The sequence below is a fragment of the Halorubrum tibetense genome, assembly GCF_042661865.1.
Taxonomy (GTDB): domain Archaea; phylum Halobacteriota; class Halobacteria; order Halobacteriales; family Haloferacaceae; genus Halorubrum; species Halorubrum tibetense.
Map to the genome: position 1 here is coordinate 1 of NZ_JBHSWW010000167.1, position 5,459 is coordinate 5,459.

Consider the following 5,459-nt stretch of genomic DNA (forward strand, 5'->3'; position numbering starts at 1 on the left):
CGTGGTTCGAAAGAGCGAAGCTCTTTCGTCATCACGAAAATCTCCGATTTTCGAACGACAGCGAGCGTGCGGCGTCCTCGCGACTGGGGCTTTGGACGTGTTCATCACCGCCGATCCATACTCAACTACTTATAAACAGCCGCCAGCAACACCACTTCTTTCCTTATAAACAACCGATCACCCGTATTGCCATACCCACGCCCGCTATCGATCACTGGGCGATCTGTACTGAGCGATTCGTGACTTTCCAGAATCGATCGGCTTCGAGTAGCCCACCGATCACGAAGATCGCCGATAGCGTCTCCGCGATACGGGCAACACGTACCGGACCGAAGCCCTGTTAGTACTCGGGGCCCTATTCGAGGTAATGGGAGTCCAGGAACAGTACCCGTTCGACGTCGAGGCGATCCGCGACGACTTCCCGATCCTCCAGCGGTCGGTCGGCGGCGACCCGGAGACTCCGGGTGAGGGACCGGGCGACGACACCCCGCTCGTCTACCTCGACAACGCGGCGACCACGCATACGCCCGAGCCCGTGGTCGAGGCGATGAGCGACTACTACCGGACGTACAACTCCAACGTCCACCGCGGGATCCACCAGCTGAGCCAGGAGGCGAGCGTCGCCTACGAGAAGGCCCACGACACGGTCGCCGAGTTCATCGGCGCGTCGGGCCGCGAGGAGATCGTCTTCACGAAGAACACGACGGAAGCGATGAACCTCGTGGCGTACGCGTGGGGGCTCGAAGAACTCGGGCCGGGCGACAACGTCGTGCTCTCCGAGATGGAACACCACGCGTCGCTCGTCACCTGGCAGCAGATCGGCAAGCGAACCGGCGCGGAGGTCCGGTTCATCGAGGTGACCGAAGACGGACGCCTCGACATGGCGGACGCCGCGACGAAGATCGACGACGACACCGAGATGGTGTCCGTCGTCCACGTCTCGAACACGCTCGGGACGATCAACCCGATCCGCGAGCTGGCAGACTTGGCCCACGACCATGACTCGCTGATCTTCGCGGACGCGGCCCAGTCGGTGCCGAATCGGCCGGTCGACGTCGCGGATCTCGACGTCGACTTCCTCGCGTTCTCGGGGCACAAGATGGCCGGTCCGACCGGCATCGGCGTCCTCTACGGCCGCGAGGCCGTACTCGACGCCATGAGCCCCTACCTCTACGGCGGCGACATGATCCGGCGAGTCACCTTCGAGGACTCGACGTGGGAGGACCTCCCGTGGAAGTTCGAGGCCGGTACGCCCTCGATCGCGGAGGGGATCGGGCTCGCGGCCGCCGTCGAGTACGTCGAGGAGGTCGGGCGCGACCGGATCGAGGCCCACGAGCGCTTGCTCGCCGAGTACGCCTACGAGGAGCTGGAGGCGCTCGGCGGCGTGGAGATATACGGCCCGCCGGCCGACGAGCGCGGCGGCCTCGTCGCGTTCAACGTCGACGGCGTCCACGCACACGACCTCTCCAGCATCCTCAACGACTACGGCGTCGCGATCCGCGCCGGCGACCACTGTACGCAGCCGCTCCACGAGAAGATGGGCGTGGCCGCCTCGGCGCGCGCCTCCTTTTATGTCTACAACACCGTCGAGGAGGTCGACGCGCTCGTCGACGCCGTCGCCGACGCGCGAGACCTGTTCGCGTAAGCGTCCGCGGGGCCGTAGAGCCCCTCGCGCGGCCCCCACTCGGGGAGCGACCGTCGCCGCGAACCGCCTCAGAACCGGTCGCGGAGCTCCGCACGGAGGTCGTCGAGGTCGCGGTCCTTCATCGCCAGCAACACCAACAGGTGGTAGACGAGGTCCGCGCTCTCGGACGTGAGCTCGTCGAGGTCGTCGTCTTTCGCCGCGAGTATCGTCTCCGTCGCCTCCTCGCCGACCTTCTCTAACACCGCGTTTTCACCTTTCTCGTGGGTGAACAAGGAGGCCGTGTACGACCCTTCCGGGAGCTCCGCTTTACGCGACTCGATGGTCGCGAACAGCTCGTCGAGGACGGGGTCCGACGGACCGCCGTGAGCGGCGGCACCGGTGTCGGCCGTATCGGCATCAGCATCGGCGACATCGCTCTCGGCCGTATCGGCGTTCTCCGCGTCCGTACCGCCCCCCGTCGGATCGCTCACGCGACCACCTCCCGATCCGGGAAGAAGGCGAGGTCGTGGATCCGCGAGTCGTGAGTGAGCTCCGGGTGGAACGCGGTCGCCACGACGGGACCGTCACGCACCGCGACCGGGCGACCGTCGACCGTCGCCAGCGTCTCGACACCGTCACCGACGGCGTCGATAGCGGGGGCGCGGATGAAGACGGCGTGGAACGGCTCGTCGAGCCCCGCGATCGGCACGTCCGCCTCGAAGGAGTCCTTCTGTCGGCCGAATGCGTTACGGTCGACGGTGACGTCGACGACGCCGAGCGGGTCGACGCGGTCGTCCTTCGCGTCCCGCGAACAGACGATGAGTCCGGCACAGGTAGCCAGGACGGGTTTGCCGGCCGCGACGTGCTCGCGGATCTCCGCGGCGATCCCCTCCTGATGGATCAGCCGCGAGATGGTCGTGGACTCGCCGCCCGGCATGAGGAGGACGTCACAGTCGGGAACGATACCGGAGTCCCGGACCCTGACGACCTCCGCGGGCTCGTCGTGTGCGGCTGCCGCCCGCTCGACGGCCGCGGCGTGTTCGGCCACGTCGCCCTGGACGGCGATGACGCCTGCGTGCATACCGTCGATCCGGCGGGGACGGGCAAAAAGGACGCGTTCCCGGCGGCGACGCTGTTGGGGCGTGGAAACGTACGCCGACCGCGTGGGAGAGGGGGAGCCCTACGCGACGGTCAACGAAAGGATCTGAACGAAGACGCCGAAGAGGACACAGAACGCGAGGACCGTCTTGGGGTCCATCGTGATCGCGTTCCGGTCCTGTGCGTCGAAGTACCGAACCAGCCCCGCACTGGACATCAGTCCGCCGGAGTTGCTGCCACTGCTCATACCGTAGCGAACCACACCATCGGCTGTAAGCGTTTCGGCTCCGGGAGCCGTTTTCGGCGAGTGTTCCCCGCCCGTCGCCGGGTGAGAAACCCTTATCGGCGAGCCCCTGCTAGTCGTCGCCGAACCATGACTGTTCGACTGCTGGATTTCTACGCCGACTGGTGCGGCCCGTGTAAAACGCAGGACCCGATACTGGAGGAAGTCCAGGAGGAGCTCGGCGACGCCTTCGAGCTGCAGAAGGTCGACGTCGACGAGGAGCAGGACGTCGCCAATCAGTACCAGGTCCGATCGCTGCCGACGCTGATCGTCGAGAACGACGACGGCGTCGTCGACCGGTTCGTCGGCGTCACACAGAAGGAAGACATCACGGCCGCGCTCTCCGAGGCCGGCGCGTAACCCGTCCTCGTTCCGCCGGCCGGGGTGCGACTCGGTCCGTCCGTCGTGCCGCGGTGCGGTCCGCCGCCCCGTCACGTCTCGCAACCTTTTACAGCGCCCGCGCGCTGAACGGTAGTATGGCCAGTTTCGACGCCGCGGAACGCCGCAACCTCGACCGCGCGATCTGTATGCGCTGTAACGCCCGCAACTCCCCGGACGCCGACCGCTGCCGCAAGTGCGGCTACACCAAGCTCCGCCCGAAAGCGAAGGAACGCCGCGCGACCTGATCGGCCGCACGCGTCCGCTCCACTCGATCGTTCTCGTCCGCCGAGCTGGTGGTCTGTCGCGTGGATATCCCTCTTCCTCGCCCAGTGTTACCACGCCTTATTAGTCGTTCGTCCCGTCGGTGACCGTCTCGGCGTCGTCGGTGCTGCCGCGCGCCTCCATCATCTCCGCCGCGCGGGGTGCCCAGCCGGTGTAGTTGAAGCCGACCGCGACGACGAGTGCCATCCAGCAGTACGCGAGGAACACGCCGATGTACGCTCCCTCGGGACCGAACGCCAGCGTGCGGCTCACCAACCAGGAGACGCCGAGGAAGAAGCCGAACATCCCCGTCACCCGCGCGACGAGTGGGATCCGCGTCTCGCTCGCGCCCTGAAGCGACCCTGACAGCGCGGAGAAGCAGACGAGCGCGGCACCCGCGAACCCGTAGACGCGCGCGAAGTCGACGGCGTAGCTCGCGGTCTCCGGGTCGTCGGTGAACAGCGCGACGACATCGGGTGCGAGCACGACTAGCGCGAGACCGATCGTCCCGACCGTGACGACGCCGAGCCCCGCCACCGCCCAGCCGTTGTAGCGCGCCTCCGCGGGGTCTCCCGCACCCAGCGCCTGCCCGACGAGTACGGAGGCGGCGACGTTGTAGCCGCGCGAGAGGGGGCCGGTGACCTGCTGGTACACCCGGCGCCCGATCTGGAACCCGGCGTTGACGGCCTCGCCGAAGCCCAACAGGAGGGCGTTGAAGGGGAACTCCGCGGCCTCCGATCCGAACCCCTCGACCACTCGTGGAGCACTCACCCGCAGGAGCTGGCGGGCGATAGTGAGGTCGCGCGGGCGGGCGAAGTTCGCGTCGGTCCACGACCCCCAGATGGCGGCGCACAACAGCCCCGCGGTGAGCACGTTGGCGGCAGCGGTCGCCAGCCCGACGCCGACGATCTCCAGTCGCGGGAAGCCGAACAGCCCCAGCCCCAACACGACGGATCCGGCGATGTTGACGGAGTTGGCGGCGACGTTGACGTACATCGGGGTCCGGGTGTCTCCGGTGCCCTGAAGCGCTCGCGCGCCGACGAGCGCGACGTGTCGCGCGGGGGCCGTGGCGAAGACGATCGCGAGATACGTCGAGCCGAGCACGACCACCTCGGCGGGGGTTTCCTGCCCGACCAGCGTTCCGAACACGTCGATCGCGGCCTCGCCCAGGAAGAGCCCGAAGAGGACGAACGGGATCCCCGTGAGCGCGCCGATGAGGATCGCCTGCGTGACCGCCTCGTCCCGCGTTTCGGTTGCGCCCGCGCCGGTGTCCTGTGAGGAGAGCGCGATCGCGCCGCCGCCGAGTCCCAATCCGATCCGAAGCGGGAACCGGGCGTAGAGGTCCGCGAGCCCGATAGCGACGACGGCCGCCGGCGAGAACAGCGCAGTGACGATGATGTCCGTCGTCCGCATCGCGGTGCGGAACGTCTGCTCCGCCATCACCGGCCACGCGAGCGAGAACACGCGTTTCCAGACGCGCCGGAGCCGCGGGAAGTCCATGCGTCCCCGCCGAGGGGCGTCGCCGGTTTTTAGATGTCGGAGGCGGCCGGCCCCGCCGGTGACGGTCGGCGGGAGCGAGTCACCGACGCTGGCAGGTGTGTCGCCCCCGTCGAACTCGACCGAAGGTTGAAACGCGAGAGCGACCCAGCCGGGGTATGGACGTCTTCGTGTACGGGACACTCACCGCACCGGAACGGGTCGGCGAGCTGCTCGACTCGTTCGTCTTCGTCGGCCCCGCGACGCTCGCCGGCCTCCAGCTCGTCGAGGGGCGGTACCCCACGCTCGCACCGGGCGGCGAGACCGCCGGCCGCC

8 protein-coding genes are annotated in these 5,459 nt (G+C 67.9%); 4 read left to right on the forward strand and 4 right to left on the reverse strand.

From position 1 onward, the window contains the following. Positions 1 to 367 precede the first annotated feature (367 nt). Complete coding sequence (locus ACFQEU_RS10800) at positions 368 to 1,645, forward strand: aminotransferase class V-fold PLP-dependent enzyme (protein WP_379781991.1); 1,278 nt, start codon at positions 368 to 370, stop codon at positions 1,643 to 1,645. Positions 1,646 to 1,713: 68 nt separating this feature from the next. On the opposite strand, the gene hisE is transcribed toward ACFQEU_RS10800, so the two are convergent. The 3 genes from hisE to ACFQEU_RS10815 form a co-directional block, all read right to left on the reverse strand. Then, complete coding sequence (gene hisE / locus ACFQEU_RS10805; protein ID WP_379781993.1) at positions 1,714 to 2,115, reverse strand: phosphoribosyl-ATP diphosphatase; 402 nt, start codon at positions 2,113 to 2,115, stop codon at positions 1,714 to 1,716. Next, positions 2,112 to 2,705, reverse strand: a complete 594-nt coding sequence (gene pdxT / locus ACFQEU_RS10810) for a pyridoxal 5'-phosphate synthase glutaminase subunit PdxT (protein WP_379781996.1) — start codon at positions 2,703 to 2,705, stop codon at positions 2,112 to 2,114. The genes hisE and pdxT overlap by 4 nt, the downstream gene beginning before the upstream one ends. A gap of 99 nt (positions 2,706 to 2,804) precedes the next feature. Beyond that, positions 2,805 to 2,969, reverse strand: coding sequence for a preprotein translocase subunit Sec61beta (locus ACFQEU_RS10815; RefSeq protein WP_209485343.1), 165 nt, complete (start codon positions 2,967 to 2,969; stop codon positions 2,805 to 2,807). 126 nt (positions 2,970 to 3,095) lie between these two features. Between ACFQEU_RS10815 and trxA the strand changes: the two genes are divergently transcribed. Together trxA and ACFQEU_RS10825 are read left to right on the forward strand one after the other, a co-directional pair. Then, positions 3,096 to 3,365 carry a thioredoxin gene (gene trxA / locus ACFQEU_RS10820; protein ID WP_379781998.1) on the forward strand — a complete coding sequence of 90 codons (270 nt, stop codon included), beginning with the start codon at positions 3,096 to 3,098 and terminating at the stop codon, positions 3,363 to 3,365. A 116-nt stretch (positions 3,366 to 3,481) separates the two neighbouring features. After that, a complete protein-coding gene (locus ACFQEU_RS10825) occupies positions 3,482 to 3,631 on the forward strand; it encodes a 50S ribosomal protein L40e (protein ID WP_379782001.1) in 150 nt (49 codons plus the stop codon). A gap of 100 nt (positions 3,632 to 3,731) precedes the next feature. Here the strand turns inward: ACFQEU_RS10825 and ACFQEU_RS10830 are convergent, their stop codons facing one another. Next, entirely contained in the window at positions 3,732 to 5,147 is a 1,416-nt protein-coding gene (locus ACFQEU_RS10830; protein WP_379782003.1) for an MATE family efflux transporter, read from the reverse strand. A 155-nt stretch (positions 5,148 to 5,302) separates the two neighbouring features. Between ACFQEU_RS10830 and ACFQEU_RS10835 the strand changes: the two genes are divergently transcribed. Next, the coding region (locus ACFQEU_RS10835; RefSeq protein ID WP_379782005.1) for a gamma-glutamylcyclotransferase at positions 5,303 to 5,459 on the forward strand (157 nt) is incomplete at its 3' end.

Coding starts and splice junctions, on each gene's coding strand:
- ACFQEU_RS10800 (WP_379781991.1), top strand. CDS start 368: ATGGGAGTCCAGGAACAGTACCCGTTCGACGTCGAGGCGATCCGCGAC.
- pdxT (WP_379781996.1), bottom strand. CDS start 2,705: ATGCACGCAGGCGTCATCGCCGTCCAGGGCGACGTGGCCGAACACGCC.
- ACFQEU_RS10815 (WP_209485343.1), bottom strand. CDS start 2,969: ATGAGCAGTGGCAGCAACTCCGGCGGACTGATGTCCAGTGCGGGGCTG.
- trxA (WP_379781998.1), top strand. CDS start 3,096: ATGACTGTTCGACTGCTGGATTTCTACGCCGACTGGTGCGGCCCGTGT.
- ACFQEU_RS10825 (WP_379782001.1), top strand. CDS start 3,482: ATGGCCAGTTTCGACGCCGCGGAACGCCGCAACCTCGACCGCGCGATC.
- ACFQEU_RS10830 (WP_379782003.1), bottom strand. CDS start 5,147: ATGGACTTCCCGCGGCTCCGGCGCGTCTGGAAACGCGTGTTCTCGCTC.